Annotated in this window: 12 protein-coding genes; 11 read left to right on the forward strand and 1 reads right to left on the reverse strand. The window is 41.0% G+C overall.

From position 1 onward, the window contains the following. Positions 1 to 208 precede the first annotated feature (208 nt). Both AC6HVZ_RS07370 and AC6HVZ_RS07375 read left to right on the forward strand, forming a co-directional pair. On the forward strand, positions 209 to 1,018 hold the full coding sequence (locus AC6HVZ_RS07370; RefSeq protein ID WP_497557504.1) for a hypothetical protein: 810 nt from the start codon (positions 209 to 211) through the stop codon (positions 1,016 to 1,018). Between the two features lie 619 nt (positions 1,019 to 1,637). Then, positions 1,638 to 2,858, forward strand: coding sequence for a M24 family metallopeptidase (locus AC6HVZ_RS07375; protein WP_497557505.1), 1,221 nt, complete (start codon positions 1,638 to 1,640; stop codon positions 2,856 to 2,858). Positions 2,859 to 3,257: 399 nt separating this feature from the next. Here AC6HVZ_RS07375 and AC6HVZ_RS07380 read toward each other — a convergent pair whose 3' ends face one another. Beyond that, the gene (locus tag AC6HVZ_RS07380) at positions 3,258 to 4,235 is read right to left on the reverse strand and encodes a 2-hydroxyacid dehydrogenase (protein WP_497557506.1); all 978 of its coding nucleotides are present in this window, start codon (positions 4,233 to 4,235) and stop codon (positions 3,258 to 3,260) included. Positions 4,236 to 4,463: 228 nt separating this feature from the next. On the opposite strand from AC6HVZ_RS07380, the gene AC6HVZ_RS07385 reads away from it, so the two are divergent. The 9 genes from AC6HVZ_RS07385 to AC6HVZ_RS07425 all read left to right on the forward strand — a co-directional run bounded on the left by AC6HVZ_RS07385 (position 4,464) and on the right by AC6HVZ_RS07425 (position 14,560). Beyond that, complete coding sequence (locus AC6HVZ_RS07385; RefSeq protein WP_497557507.1) at positions 4,464 to 5,150, forward strand: GntR family transcriptional regulator; 687 nt, start codon at positions 4,464 to 4,466, stop codon at positions 5,148 to 5,150. Positions 5,151 to 5,153: 3 nt separating this feature from the next. Next, positions 5,154 to 6,506, forward strand: coding sequence for a 4-aminobutyrate--2-oxoglutarate transaminase (gene gabT / locus AC6HVZ_RS07390; protein ID WP_497557508.1), 1,353 nt, complete (start codon positions 5,154 to 5,156; stop codon positions 6,504 to 6,506). Between the two features lie 45 nt (positions 6,507 to 6,551). Beyond that, positions 6,552 to 7,997 (forward strand): NAD-dependent succinate-semialdehyde dehydrogenase, encoded by a 1,446-nt coding sequence (locus AC6HVZ_RS07395; protein ID WP_497557509.1) that lies wholly within the window; start codon positions 6,552 to 6,554, stop codon positions 7,995 to 7,997. 238 nt (positions 7,998 to 8,235) lie between these two features. Then, positions 8,236 to 9,435 carry a M20 metallopeptidase family protein gene (locus AC6HVZ_RS07400; RefSeq protein WP_497557510.1) on the forward strand — a complete coding sequence of 400 codons (1,200 nt, stop codon included), beginning with the start codon at positions 8,236 to 8,238 and terminating at the stop codon, positions 9,433 to 9,435. Positions 9,436 to 9,624: 189 nt separating this feature from the next. Continuing rightward, positions 9,625 to 10,620, forward strand: a complete 996-nt coding sequence (eutB, locus tag AC6HVZ_RS07405; RefSeq protein WP_497557511.1) for a hydroxyectoine utilization dehydratase EutB — start codon at positions 9,625 to 9,627, stop codon at positions 10,618 to 10,620. 13 nt (positions 10,621 to 10,633) lie between these two features. Next, positions 10,634 to 11,488 carry a D-amino-acid transaminase gene (gene dat, locus AC6HVZ_RS07410; protein ID WP_497557512.1) on the forward strand — a complete coding sequence of 285 codons (855 nt, stop codon included), beginning with the start codon at positions 10,634 to 10,636 and terminating at the stop codon, positions 11,486 to 11,488. Between the two features lie 165 nt (positions 11,489 to 11,653). Continuing rightward, on the forward strand, positions 11,654 to 12,781 hold the full coding sequence (alr, locus tag AC6HVZ_RS07415; protein WP_497557519.1) for an alanine racemase: 1,128 nt from the start codon (positions 11,654 to 11,656) through the stop codon (positions 12,779 to 12,781). Between the two features lie 48 nt (positions 12,782 to 12,829). Next, complete coding sequence (locus tag AC6HVZ_RS07420; RefSeq protein WP_497557513.1) at positions 12,830 to 13,075, forward strand: hypothetical protein; 246 nt, start codon at positions 12,830 to 12,832, stop codon at positions 13,073 to 13,075. Between the two features lie 153 nt (positions 13,076 to 13,228). Beyond that, a complete protein-coding gene (locus AC6HVZ_RS07425) occupies positions 13,229 to 14,560 on the forward strand; it encodes a Na+/H+ antiporter NhaC family protein (RefSeq protein WP_497557514.1) in 1,332 nt (443 codons plus the stop codon). Positions 14,561 to 14,859: the final 299 nt, after the last annotated feature.

Consider the following 14,859-nt stretch of genomic DNA (forward strand, 5'->3'; position numbering starts at 1 on the left):
TTATTTTTCATAAATAGTAATTTTATTCTTGAACAGAAAGAATTCTGTATTTATTCATTTGATATCAAATGCTGTGTTTTTCAGTATTCTCAAAAGGGGATTGCCCTTTACTGCTTTATCACTTCAGCGCATCAGGGGACTGACCCAAATAATCCCATCTAGTAAGAATCCAAGGAATGATTTATAATAAAAACAGGGAGTGAAGCGTATGGAAAATAATGAAATTTTAAATGCGATCCTGAATCAACAGAAAGAATTTCAAGAAGAATTTAGAAGTGAAATTAGCACGGTGAAAAATGAATTAAAAACGGTGAATAGTGAATTAAAAAAGCATGATCAACGTTTTAATAGTATCGATGGAAGATTTAATGTAATGGACGAAAAATTTGCGGAAATCGATAATAGATTTGCCGGAATGGATGAGAGATTTAATGTAATCAATGAAAAGTTTGCTGGAATCGATGGAAGATTTAATGTAATAGACGAAAAATTTGCGGAAATCGATAAAAGATTTGCCGGAATGGATGAGAGATTTAATGTAATCGATGAAAAGTTTGCTGGAATCGATGGAAGATTTAATGTAATGGACGAAAAATTTGCGGAAATCGATAATAGATTTGCCGGAATGGATGAGAGATTTAATGTAATCGATGAAAAGTTTGCTGGAATCGATGGAAGATTTAATGTAATAGACGAAAATTTTGCGGAAATCGATAAAAGATTTGCCGGAATGGATGAAAGATTTAATGTAATGGATGAAAATTTTGCTGGAATCGATGAAAGATTCAATGTAATGGATGGTTATTTTACAAATATGTATAAAATGTTAATTGATGTGGACAAGAAAGTAGATTCTCATATCTCACAAACCATTAATGCTACAAATATACTGTTTGATAAATTCAACAACGTTAAAGAAAAGTTAGATAAACATATTGTGAATCGAGTGGACATAGACTTTTATTCGGAAAAAATAGGGTACTTGGAAAAAGAAGTATTTAAACTTAAACATTCATAAAATAGTATTTTTTAAAAAATTCCAAGGGATAGATCTTACTTTAAAAAAGGCTGTTAAACTCCTGATGCTTATAGATCAAGCAGAATAGTATAACAGCTTTTATTTTACAGTAATAAAGTGAACAGATAGCATTACAGTTTCCACATATAAACCCCAGCATTATTCATAAAAAACTATTGGGGTGCTTCTCCTTTTTAACCTGCTCTTAGAACCAATTAGGATATAACAGAAAATACCGCAAATGCCAGAATGATTTTAAAGGTACTGGCTTGCATCGAGGAATCTCACGTTGTAAATGCATGAAGAAAGTACATAAGAAGATAAATAATTTAAAATAATTCCACAAATTATTGACATTCAAATAAGCTTTGAATTATAATGGAATTAAGATAATGTCGACAATCGACAGAATTGTAATCATATTCAGTCTACGATGGCTTATGCATATCATAAATTAGTAGCGCTTTAACAGAAAACAGTTACCACTACACCAGCAAGCATTAGATAACTCTATACCACAGTAAACCACGTAATTCATACGATTCCACACATGCTTAGGACAGAGAATACCGTTGATGAAAGCTGAATAATTTTACGATAATAAAGTAAGCGCTATCATATGAGGATTCTTAATGGGAGAGGAGAGATATTGGTGTTAACATTTCCGATTACAGAATTTCAGGAGAGAGTAACAAAAACAAAGCAGAGGATGGCTGATGCTGGTATCGATGTTTTGCTGGTAACAGATCCAGCAAATATGAATTATTTAACCGGATATGATGCATGGTCGTTTTACGTGCATCAGGTACTTGCAGTTATGATCGATGAGGAACAGCCGGTTTGGATTGGTCGTGGGCAGGATGCAAGTGCGGCTATGCATACGACATGGCTGGACAGAGATCATATTATTCCATATGCAGATCATTATGTTCAATCAACAATTCGACATCCAATGGATTTTGTAGGTGATTTATTAAAAGCAAAAAAACGAGATAAACAGACAATAGCGGTAGAGCTTGATGCGTATTATTTTACAGCAATGTGCTATATGCGATTAGTACAGAGCCTGCCAAATGCAACGTTTGTAGATGGTACCAATATGGTTAACTGGGTACGTATCATTAAGTCAGATCAAGAAATTGCTTATATAAAACAAGCTTCGAAAATTGCGGAAAATGCAATGCAGATTGCTTTTGATACGTTGGAAGAAGGGGTCAGGCAATGTGATGTTGTTGCCGGAATTGCGCATGCGCAAATTAGTGGTACGGAGGAATTTGGTGGGGATTACCCAGCAATTGTTCCATTACTCCCAACAGGTGATAAGACGTCTGCAGCCCATTTGACCTGGACGGATGACAGGTTTAACCAAGGTGATCCGGTAATTATCGAGTTGGCTGGTTGCTTCAAGCGCTATCATTCACCACTTGCTCGAACTGCCGTAATCGGGATGCCGACAGAACAGATGCAATATATTTCGGACGTTGTTATTGAGGGGATCAATACGACATTGGATGCGGTTAAGCCTGGTATTACTTGTGAAGAACTCGAGTTGATCTGGCGTCGTGTGATTGAGAAAAGCGGGATAAAAAAAGAATCGCGAATGGGGTATTCCATGGGCTTAAATTATCCTCCAGATTGGGGGGAACACACGGCAAGTCTCAGACCAGGAGATCGTACAGTACTGGAGCCAAATATGACATTCCATTTGATCCCGGGGATTTGGCTGGAAGATATGGGGATTGAAATCAGTGAATCCTTTCGGGTAACGGAAACAGGTTGTGAAGTTTTTGCTGATTTTCCACGGGAGCTGATGATAAAACCAAATATTCGGCTGGCTTAATTTTACTAACAGGGGAGGGGATAAAATTTCCCTTCCTTCCTTCTTACATATAATCGAATAATTGCTGTTTGAATGAATGGGAATTTAGAGAATCAGCGTCTGCAGCGCTTTTTACATCGATTTACAAGACCATTGGTTTTATGTAAACAAAAAATCAGGCGGGAAACAGATTCCCCACCTGATTATTCCCTTCTGCTTTGAAACTATCACATTTGTGAGTAGTAGGTAAAACTAAACAATCGGATCAACTACATCTAGCACCAGCGCTATAGCCAAGTGAGGCTTCTCTCAAACACCATCATCTAAACCAGCATCGACTCCTTATGGCCGCTGTGTTTCCTTTTAGGTGAACAATGGCGCAGGCCGTATGTCGCTAAACGGGCGCTCTTCGCATGTTTGCTATTTCCAAACACGTTTATCGATTAAATTTGGTGGTTTTCTCCCGTTTAAACCGGCTTCGAGATTATGTGCAGCCAGTTCGGACATTTTTAATTCAGTCTCATATGTGGATGAACCAATATGTGGGGTTGTCACAACATTTTTCATTTTTAACAAAGGATTAGCCGCATCAACTGGTTCTTTTTCATAAACATCCAATCCCGCCCCAGCAATGTCGCCATTTCTCAGTGCATCAATTAAATCCTCCTCTACAATGGTTTTTCCCCGTGATCCATTAATAAAGATGCCTGATTTTTTCATTAATTGAAATTCCCTTTTTCCGATCATCCCCTCTGTTTCTGGTGTTAATGGTGTAATCAGGCAAACAAAATCCGACTCCTGAAGCAATTCATCAAGCGTACAATAACTGGCAGTGAATTTTTTTTCTAATTCCGGTTTCCTTGTTCGACTATGATATAAAATGTCCATATCAAAACCGAAATGGGCTCGCTGAGCAATGGCTTGGCCGATCCTGCCCATCCCGATGATGCCTAACGTTTTGTGATGAACGTCAGTGCCAAAGTATTCAGCCGCGATCGCTTCAGTTGTCCAATTACCGTTTTTAACCAGTTGATCTAGTTCAGGAATTCTTCTTGCTGCAGAAATGAGAATCCCGAATACCGTGTCTGCAACTGTATCTGTAAGTACATCAGGAGTGTTTGTTGCCATGATGCCACGTTTTGACAATTGGTCTATGTCCAGGTTATTGTATCCAACCGACACATTGCTGACAATTTTCAAATGTGGTGCATGGTCCAGCAATGCTTTATCAACGTCTAATTCCAAACCAATAATCCCTTCTACTATAGCTAAATGATTAAGAAAAGCTGAGTTCGTCTTTGTATCAATGTTTTTATGAAAATAAACATCATATTTTTTTTGCAAGTCTTCTAACACAGGTTTTTCCACACGGTTATAGGCAATTATTTTTTTCTTCACCAATATCCCCCGTTTCTTTAAATGGACTTAGGCAACTACCTCCAAAATAGCTAGAAATTTACGGGAAGTCAATATAATATGAAAAGATTTTAAATTATTTAACTATTCATTGACAACTGTATTTGTGTGAATTATAATGAAATTAATGATTAATGTCGACAGTCGACATAGAACAATTATGCATCTGCTACAATACAGCAAGCATAGTTTAGAAAGGATGCTCTGCAGATGGAAGAAGATAAGATTATCTTGCAAAAACCACTCAGTCAGCTTATTGCGGATCAGGTAAAGAGAAGAATTTGGAATAAGGAAATTCAATTTGGGGATCGGTTGCTTGAAACAGAACTTGCGGAAAAATATGATGTAAGTCGCAGCACTATCCGGGAGGCGCTTAAAATCCTTGAAATGGAGGAGCTGGTAGTCAGTCAGGCACGAAAAGGTACGTATGTAGCTGATTTTACGGATCAGGATGTCAATGAAATTATAGAACTTAGAACATTGATGGAAGCGAGTGCTTTTAGGAAAGCGATTCCGAGACTTCAGGAGAAGCATTATCAGGAATTGGGTAGGATTTTGGAGCAAATGAAGGTGGGTGCAGAAGCAAAGGATTGGAATGCATTGTTTGATCTGGATATGAAATTCCACAGCTATATTGTCAATTTATGTGGTAATTCACGAATTATTAAAATTTATGATTCCCTGCAGGTACAAATCAGAACATTCCTCATGCACTTGGATAAATATTATTCCAGTCATCTGTCATTTTATGATGAACATAAGGAATTGCTGGAAGCATTAGTTTCTAAAGATGTAGAGACAGTGAGCAAACAGGTGAAAAATCACATTGAATATGTGGAGGAAAAATTATTGGGAGTGAATCAAGCAAAAAATACATTAAAACCTGAGGAGGTCTAACAAATGAACAAACAATTTGCAAATGTGCGAACAGAACTGCCTGGTCCAAAGGCAAAGGAATTACTTGATCGGAGGCATGAAATTGTTCCAGATGGTGTCAGCTACGGGATCCCAACATTTGTTGAATCGGCAAAAGGTGCATTGCTCAGTGATGTCGATGGCAATCAATTTATCGATTTTGCTGGTGCGATTGGAACGATCAATGTGGGGCATCGTCACGAGACAGTGGTAGATGTACTGCATGATCAGATTGATCGCTATATTCATACAGGCTTTAATGTGATGATGTATGATTCGTATATTGAACTTGCTGAAAAAATCGCAGCACTTGCTCCTGGAAATTTTGACAAGAAAGTGATGTTTTTAAACAGCGGGGCTGAAGCTGTGGAGAATGCAGTTAAAATCGCCCGTAAGTATACGAAGCGCCAGGCTATTGTTTCTTTTTCGGGTGGCTTTCATGGTCGGACGCTATTGGGAATGAGTTTAACCGGAAAAGTAAAACCGTATAAATATGAATATGGTCCATTTGCTCCGGAAGTTTATCATGCGCCGTTCCCTTATAATTACCGCCGTCCTAAATCAATGACACAAGAAGAATATACAGCTTTTCTGTTAAAACAGGTGGAAGATTTTTTCATCAGTGAAGTTGATCCAAGCCTTGTTGCAGCCTTCGTCATGGAGCCGGTACAAGGGGAAAGTGGGTTCATTGTCCCGGATAAAGCATTTGTTAAAGGTGTATATGAATTATGTAAGCAGCATGGCATTCTGTTTATTGCCGATGAAATCCAAACAGGCTTTGGCCGGACGGGGAACTATTTTGCCATGGAGCATTATGGCGTGGAGCCTGATCTGATTACGATTTCAAAGTCGATGGCTGCAGGGCTGCCGATCAGTGGTGTCATTGGCAGGAAGGAAATTATGGATAATGCACGGTCAGGAGAGCTTGGCGGAACGTATTGCGGAAGTCCACTTGGATGTCGTGCAGGGCTTGCGGTTTTAGAAATTATGGAAAGGGAAAACATAAATAAGTGCGGAGAAGTGATTGGCCAGCGTGTGATGGAAAAATTCAAGGAAATGTATGATCGATTTGACGTCATTGGTGATTACCGGGGGCTTGGTGCAATGTGCGCACTGGAATTTGTTACAGATAGAGAAAGTAAGGAACCAGCGAAGGAGTTGAGCAATCAGATTTTACAGGAAGCACATCAACGGGGAGTTATTGCATTAAAAGCTGGCGTATATGACAACGTTATTCGTCTCTTGATGCCACTCGTAATTACCGATGAGCAGCTGGAAGAGGGACTTACTATTTTAGAAGAATCGATGGAAGCTGTTCTGGTTGGAGCTCAGGGTTAGAGCGTTTAATAGATGAGTTTTTGAGTAGATAGGAGTGAAGTGGAAATGAATGAAGTAAAAATGCATCATTATCTAATGAATATTAATGGAGAATGGGTCGGGGGAGAGCTTGATACGAAAGATGTAGTGAATCCGGCAACTGGAAAAACGGTTGGTACGGTTCCGAATGGCGGGGAAGCTGAGGCTGAACAAGCGATTACTGCAGCGCATGAAGCTTTTGGTTCATGGTCTGCGCTGACTGCATATGAGCGAGCCGGTTATTTAAAAAAACTTCATCAGTTGATGCTCGATCATCAGGAAGAATTGGCACAGATGATGACACTTGAAATGGGTAAACCAATCAATGAATCAAGAGGTGAGGTTCATTATGCCGCTTCGTTTATCGAATGGTTTGCTGAGGAAGGAAAGCGAATTTATGGTGAAACGATTCCTGCACATGTCCAGGGCAAGCGTCTGCAGGTATGGAAAAAGCCTGTTGGTGTAGTTGCGGCAATTACACCATGGAATTTCCCTATTGCCATGCTGACAAGGAAGATGGGACCGGCACTGGCGGCAGGCTGTACCTTTATGATGAAGCCATCCGGTGACAGTCCATTAACAGCTGTTAAATTAATGCAGCTATGTGAAAAAGCAGGCTTTCCAACAGGTGTAGTTAATCTGGTGACAGGTTCTTCAGTTAACATTACCAAGGCAATTATGGAGAATAAAAAGGTACGTAAAATTACATTTACCGGCTCAACAGAGGTGGGAAAACTTTTGATTAAGCAAAGCGCAGACCAGGTGAAGCGTTTGTCATTAGAACTCGGAGGGCATGCACCACTGATTGTATTGGATGATGCTAATCTGGATACGGCTGTAAAAGGTGCAATGGCCTCGAAATTTAGGAATGCGGGTCAAACCTGTATTTGCGCCAATCGAATTTATGTTCAGTCCGGTGTGTATGATGCGTTTGTTGAAAAATTTTCAGCGGAAGTGGAGAAGTTGAAGGTAGGAAACGGGATGGATGAATCCGTTGATATTGGTCCACTGATTAATCAGGCAGGGCTGGATAAAGTAAATCGTCACGTGGCGGATGCGGTAACAAAGGGTGCGGCTGTGGTAACCGGTGGTGAAGCGATTACAGACGATGGCGGGGTATTCTTCCAACCGACTGTGATTAGAGATGTGGATCCATCCATGGTGATCATGCAGGAAGAAACATTTGGCCCAGTTGCACCGATCCAAAAAATTGAAACGATTGATGAAGCGGTCTCGGTTGCAAATGATACGCCTTATGGTTTGGCTGCCTATGTATTTACAGAGAATGTTTCAAAAGGGATACAGGTAATCGAACAACTGGATTTCGGAATTGTCGGCTGGAATGATGGCGCCCCATCAGCTGCACAGGTACCTTTTGGAGGAATGAAAGAAAGCGGAATTGGCAGAGAAGGCGGCCATGAGGGGATTGAAGCTTTCGTGGAATCACAGTATGTTGCGATTGGGATGAATTAAAAAAAGCTCTTTTCGTATAGATTGTTGCTATTATCACCGCAGTTGATAAAAGATGATGTATGTGCTTGGTAGTTTTCCGCTGCGGACCGTTGCTTTCCGCAGGCACGGATTACAGCTGGCAGTCAATTGCTGGGAGTAAAAGTGGAGATAAGTGCGATTGCAATTGTTGGTTGATCTTGTATGAGAAGGGAGTTGCTTGCATAGACTCCCTTCTTTTAACGGGGGGGGAGGATTTCATATGGTTACGAAGAATAAAGAAATGCGAATAAGGGCTGAAGCAATGTCGCAGCAATTAATCGATTGGCGTCGCCACATTCACATGTATCCTGAATTAAGTTTTCAGGAAGCGTTGACAGCGCAATTTGTTGCTAAAGTATTAGAAAAAATCCCTGGTATGAAGGTGGAAGTAGGTGTCGGGTATCCTACAGCAGTTGTTGGTACACTTTCTGCCGGTGTCGGTCCTTCGATTGCGATTCGTGCGGATATGGATGCACTGCCAATTCAAGAGGAAAATGATCATGGATACAGGTCACGTCATGATGGTATTATGCATGCTTGCGGACATGATGCACATACGACGATCGGACTTGGAGTTGCCAGTTTACTAGGTGAAAGTTTTCAAAATGGGGAGATAGAGGGCACGGTTCAATTTTTATTTCAGCCTGCAGAAGAAATGGCGGATGAACACGGCTTGAGCGGTGCTCCATATATGATTAAAGCTGGTGCATTAGCTGGCGTTGATCATGTGATGGCCCTTCATATGAGTCCTGAAAATGAGTTTGGGGAAGTGCTAGTTCATGATGGATACAGCATGGCTAACGTAGATGTTTTTGACGCTAAAGTGATAGCCTCAGGAGGGCATGGAGCGTATCCTCATCTGGGTACAGACCCAATCTGGATGCTTGGCCCCTTATTGCAGGCATTGCATGGAATTGTAGCAAGGCGAGTGTCCCCGCTGGATGCAGCAGTAATTAGTATTGGCAGTATTCAAGCTGGTTCTGCCAGTAATGTGATCCCAGCTGAAGTAAGTATTAAAGGTACGATCCGCAGCTACGATCCAGAAGTTCGAGAGCTGCTGCATGCTGAACTGCATAAAGCATTCTCAATTGTTGATGCACTGGATGGGGATTACAATTTAACGATAACACCAGAAGATCCATCATTAAAAAATAACCCAGTTGTAAATCAAATGATCAAGGAAACAATCCATGCCGTCTATCCTGAATTTACCATAAAAGAAGTTCCTTTTGGCTTAGGAGGGGAAGACTTCGCCCATATGACAAAGCTTGTTCCTGGTGCAATGTTCTTTCTTGGCTGTGCAGTTGGAGACGGGAAAGTTCGTGACCTTCATACACCACATTTTGAAATTGCTGAAAAAATTTTGCCTGTAGGGGTGGCAATCCTGACAGAGGCGGTGAGGCGGTATTTAAGGAAATAATTTAAATGCGCTATGAAGTCACTCAGTCCTAGGCGTAGTTGTGCAACACTGGATTAGACTTGTGCACCCTCAGTTGAAAGTCGTGCACCCCAGGCCCAAAGTTGTGCACCACAGGACCGAACTCGTGCAACAACCAAGCACACCTTGAAATAAATAACATTACTGGTAAAAAGTAAAAGGGGGAATTAAATGTCAGCAAAACCAATAACACTACGAGATATATGGAAAGCGAAAAAGCGCATCTCGTCAGTTGTGCAAAAGTCCCCTTTCATTTATTCACCTGTATTATCTGAAATTACAGGTTCGTCGGTTCACCTAAAGCTGGAAAACCTCAATGTGAGCGGTTCGTTTAAGATCAGGGGAGCAACAAATAAAATGTTAAGTCTGACAGCAGAAGAAAAGCAGCGTGGGGTAACGACTTTTTCAACAGGCAATTTTGGGATGAGTGTTGCATATATATCTAGGAAACTTGGAATGAATGCAACCATTTGTATTTCAAAGCGAGTTCCAAAAGCAAAAATGAAAGCGCTTCAGCAATCAGGTGTACAAATTGAAATTTACGGTAATTCTCAGGATGAAGCCGAGCAGCACAGCTATCTGCTGGAGAAAGAACAGGGTCTAACTGTGATTCATCCATTTGACGATCCGTCTATTATTGCAGGTCAAGGAACGATCGGTTTAGAAATAATGGAAGATTTGCCTGAAGTAGATACGGTAATCGGAGGGGTATCCGGCGGTGGTTTGCTATCAGGGATTGGAGTTACTTTGAAATCAATCGATCCTAAGATCCGGGTGCTCGGTGTATCACCAACCCATGGTGCCGCCATGTATGAAAGCATCCAAGCTGGTAAACCGGTAATAGTGGAAGAACAGGATACACTTGCTGACAGCTTGCTTGGCGGGATTGGTGTTCATAATCAGTACACCTTTGATATGGTTCAGCAATACGTTGATGAGATTACGTTACTAGAAGAGGAGGATATTGCCAAAGGAATGGTGTTCATGCTGGATAAGCATCGAATGGTCATAGAGGGAGCAGCTGCATCCGGAATTGGCGCCATTTTAAATGGTAAAGTTCAGCTTGGTTCGCATGTTGTCGTTGTGATCAGTGGCTGCAGTGTCGATACTTCCGTCATTCTGGATATTGCAAATCAGCATGCGGATCCGGTGTGGACGGAAAACTAAGGGAGGTTTTACGTTGACTAAGATGCTATTTAATGACCAAATAATGGAACGGGGAAATTTGATAGATATTGAGGATCGAGGCTATCAATTTGGTGATGGGATCTATGAAGTTATCGGTGTTTATGATGGAAGGCCACTCATGATAGATGAGCATTTGGAAAGATTGGAAAGAAGTGCCCGTGAAGTTCAGCTCAAGCTACCAAATTCAATTAGTGTTCTGAAACAAAAATTAGAAGCGTTAGTTGCTGCTAATAAATTAAATGAGGGCATTATTTACATGCAGGTATCTAGAGGGGTATCCCAAAGATGGCATGAGTTTCCAGATATTGATGTGACACCGGTAACGGTTGCCTACACAAGGGAAGAGGAGCGGATGACGGAAGTTGAAAATCAGGGAGCTACGGCGGTCCTCACAGAAGATATCCGTTGGCTGCGCTGTGACATTAAAACGCTTAACCTGCTGCCCAATGTAATGGCAAAGCAACAAGCAGTTGAAAATAATGCAGTCGAAGCCATCCTTCACCGTGGAAATACAGTCACTGAGGCAAGTGCGTCCAATGTATTTATCGTAAAAGATGGAGAACTTTACACGCATCCAGCAAACAATTTTATTTTAAATGGCATTACAAGACGTAAAATAATTCAACAATGTGATGAACTAAATATTAAGGTGAATGAAGAAACGTATACAGTTAATGAATTGCTGTCTGCAGATGAAGTATTTGTCACAGCAACAAAATCAGATATTATTCCAATTTTAAAAATTGATGACCAGACGATAGGTACTGGAAGCCCAGGAGATATTACGAAAAGAGTTCTGCGGGAATTTCGCTCACTGTATCAGCATGGTGTAAAGAACAGAGCATGATCACCCCAGGCTATTGCACGTTTTATGATCTGTACCTTTTGCATCATTTTCCAAGGATTATTATCGTTAAACAAAATAACAGACACATTAGACCTACCTCTTTTTTTGTGTAAGATCCATCACCTGAATGACAATTAGTTTGGAAATCGGAGGGATCCTGTCTTGATGCATTCCTTAACAACATCTCAAAGTTCAACCATAGCAGAGGTTCATCTTTCTGCTTTTAAAGAAAATTTTCATGCATTAAAAAAAGTGGCAAAAAATAGCATGGTATTACCTGTCATAAAAACAAATGCATATGGACACGGTATCGTTCCAATTGCCCACGAAGCTATTCAATCAGGAGCTGAGCGCCTTGGTGTAACCACTGTAGAAGAGGGCGCTTTGCTTCGGGAAAATGGTATCAATGGACCCATTCATATTTTAAGTTCCACTTTCCCAGAACGAGCAGGAGATATAGTCACATATGGTCTAACAGCTTCTGTTTCCAATCCCCAGCTGGCAAATGCAATCAGTAAGGAAGCCATATATCAGGGGAAAAACGTTTCAGTACATTTAAAAATAGATACAGGTCTTCATAGATTTGGAATAGAGCCTGAAAAAGTAGTTGATTTTTGTAAATCCTGCTACCACCTTCCTCATCTAATTTGGGAAGGAATCTACACGCATTTTTCCAGTGCAGATGAAGGGGACTGGGTGACAACCGAATTACAGTATGCATTATTTATGGAAATCGTATCAAAATTAGAAAAGCAATACTTTACTTTTCCAATCAAACATGTTGGGGGTTCAACGATTACGATGGAAAGAAGTGATATGCATCTGGATATGGTAAGGCCTGGGATTGCGTTATTTGGTTATCATCCTGCATCCCGCCAGCAAGACTTGATTGCACTTAAGCCTGTGATGAAACTGAAATCAAAGCTGCTTCACGTAAGAGAGATCCCCCCGAAAACGGCGATTGGATATGGCGGCAGTTACGTAACCGATTCCACTGAAAAAATAGCGGTTGTTCCAATTGGCCATGGCGATGGGTACCAAAGGAGCCTATCGAATAAGGGCGAAATGCTTGTCAGAGGAAAGCGGGCTAAAATAGTAGGTACCATCTCACTTGATCAAACATTAATTGATGTCACCCACATTCCAGATGTAACAGTAGGGGATGAGGTTGTTGTGCTGGGTAAACAGAAAGATGAAGAAATTACTGCACGAAACTTAGCCGATTGGATGGATAGTATTGTTGACGAAGTGCTGGCTAGTTTAATGGAAAGGATCAGGAGGGTGTATGTGTAGATAGCGGCTATTCAGGAAGTTATGAAAAAGTAAAATAGGAGGCTAAGTATGGACTTTCTATCAATTGTTCCGCCGCTCGTTGCGGTTGTTCTAGCAATTTTTACAAAGCGTGTTCTTTTTTCACTTTTTATTAGTATTTGGGTAGGTGGTCTAATTGCAGCTGGAGGTAATCCGTTTGAAGCAGTAGGTTTAACATTCACATGGATGAAGGATGTGATGATCGACCCTTGGAATGCGCGTTTTCTCGTCATGACCGCATTGCTTGGAACAGGGGCTGCATTTATCACGCATTAACGGGCTGTAATACCCCCACCTCCAAGCGTGAGAAATTCCAAACGTGAAGGTGGGGGAGGGCCTTGTGTCATACCATGAGGTATAAACAGCCCGTAAATTTCCTGATTCTGTTCAACTAACATTCAGTGGGGGAGGAAGGGAAACCCCCACTGAATGAAGTTTCACTTTATGTTTAAAACAGGCGGCTCTGATGGGCTGATCAAACTATTGCAAAAGAAATTAACGACGAGTAAAAGAGTACAAATCTTACCATACTTCTTAGGAATTATTATTTTTTTCAATGATTATGTCAACTCTGTGATTGTTGGAAATGCCACAAAAGATATCACCGCAAAACACAAGGTATCGAGGGAGAAGTTATCCTACATAATCGACTCAACAGCCGCCCCGATAGCAACAATAGGTCCGGTATCAGATTGGATCGGCTTTCAAGTATCCTTGATAGCAGCAGCCTTTGTTAGTATTGGCATGATAGGCTTGGAACCATATTTTGCGTTTTTACAGTCAATCCCGTGGAATTTTTATGCAATTCTTTGTCTATTGGCCGTCCCGATGATTATTTTTGGCAAAGATTTTGGACCAATGGCAAAAGCCGAACACCGAGCAAGAACAACTGGAAAATTAATACCAGACGGTTCGACGCCATTATCTTCTGTTGATCAGGACTTAGGTGAGCCACATCAGAAGGAAGGAAGTATCTGGAACTTTATCCTGCCACTTGTAACGCTTATTACAGTTAGTATTTGGGGATTGTGGTATACAGGAGGCGGAGCTACAGGGATATCCATCATGGATGCGCTTGCAGCTACGGATGTTTCCATTGCTTTAACATGGGGTGCTGCTGCAATGACATTGGTTGGTATCATTATTGCACTTCTTCAAGGTATGGGACTGAAAAAATGTGAAGATACACTGCTGGGCGGCATCAGAACCATGCTGCCAGCGCTAATCATTATCGTACTTGCTTGGTCAATTGGAACCGTTACCTCCGTACTGGGAACTGCAGATTATGTAGTTGCCGCAACCGAAGGATGGATGACGGCAGCACTATTGCCCTTCCTGATTTTTGTGATTGGCATGTTTATTGCGTTTGCCACCGGTACATCATGGGGAACGATGTCAATCCTTACACCAATTGCCATTCCATTGGCCTACACGATGGGAGGAGAAGATCTTATCCCGATTGTAATCGGTGCTATTTTCGCAGGTGCGATTTTTGGAGATCACGTCTCCCCCATTTCGGACACAACCGTTATGGCATCCATCTTTGCTGAATCGGATCACATTGCCCATGTTAATACACAAATTCCATACGCAATGGTACCAGCTGGCATAGCCGGAGCACTGTATCTAACTTCTTCGTTTTTAGGTAGCAGTATCGTGCTATTGATTATCGGTATTGTCGCACAGTTTTTCTTGCTTCGTTACCTGGGCAACAGACATGAGAAAAAATATATGAAGACAGAGAAGAGGATTGGAGCTTAGGGTTTGGGGTGTTGTGTTACCTCAGAAATTCACGATCATTTAAGTTTAGATATTATTCAAAACCATTTGCTCTAGAGAGGAGGCTTTGTTTTCGAGCGAATGGTTTTCTATCTATAGCAGCATATGAATATGCTTGAACCTCATTCAAAATTACATCATTTTATACAATATTTAACGAAGAGATGCTATAAACTGATGGGACAGGCAATTAATTTATAAGTTAATTTAGGTTACTTGACAGTCCAAAGTTCTCCCCCATATAATTCAAAAAAAAGCCTACAAAAGCCGGTTTTTGCTGG

The organism is Oceanobacillus sp. NCCP-135 (genome assembly GCF_059698015.1).